At 59.2% G+C, this 780-nt stretch carries 1 protein-coding gene; it reads right to left on the minus strand.

Annotation, left to right across the window (positions count from 1 at the left end; translation table 11 throughout):
• Positions 1-641 (minus strand): TniB family NTP-binding protein (locus A3764_RS22805; protein WP_067952144.1); only part of this gene is annotated, 641 nt, incomplete at its 3' end.
• Between the last annotated feature and the right edge of the window lie 139 nt (positions 642-780).

Here is a 780-nt window from a genome sequence, read left to right on the forward strand (position 1 = left end):
GGCTTGAGGTGAAACGCTTCGAACCGCTCCGCCAATTGCGCATCCGTCAGCAATGCCTGGCGGGCGAGGTCGGTCCCTGCGCAGACCAGGGGAATCCGCAGATCGTTGGCGAGGAATCTTATGGCATTGAGGAAAATCCGCTGCTGCCTATATGTCCCGGCCAGCATGCCGTTCACCTCGTCGAGAATGATCATCTTCGCCCCGACCGTTCGCAGCAGCGAGCGGCAGACATCTTTCTCGCGGGCCAATGTGCCCCCGGCCATTGCCGGCGCGCCCATACTGGACAGCAATTCGCGGTAAAGATCCCGCTCGATCGGCTCGGAGGGTACTTGTGCAACCACCACTGGGCGATGATCGACGCCGGTTACCTGACAGAACTTTGGCGGGTGATCACGTTCAAACTTGCGCACGATCTTGGTCTTACCCATGCCTGTGTCGCCATAGATCAGCAGACAGGGCATCCGGTCGCGCGGCGGATAGGTAAGCAAGTTTTCAAGGCGTCCAAGCGCCAATCCCGCCTGATCGAAGCCGATCCAGCGGTCAGCCCTGATCCAGGCAATACGCTCTTCGTCCGAAAGGGCAGCGAACCGTCGATAGTTCGGATCGAGATGTGCGAACTCCCCTGCCCCGCTCACGACCATTCCTCCACTTCGAAACTGGGCACATTGAGGATGTCACCAGATTCTGCATGTTCAAGGTCGTTTTCTTCGATCGCGGCAGGCTCGACGTTAGCCAGTGCCCGATCTCGCCGTTCCGCAAATCGTCTGGCTTCCCGCGTTT

Origin of the sequence: Sulfitobacter sp. HI0129 (assembly GCF_001635395.1) — a bacterium.
In the GTDB taxonomy this organism is placed as follows: domain Bacteria; phylum Pseudomonadota; class Alphaproteobacteria; order Rhodobacterales; family Rhodobacteraceae; genus Sulfitobacter.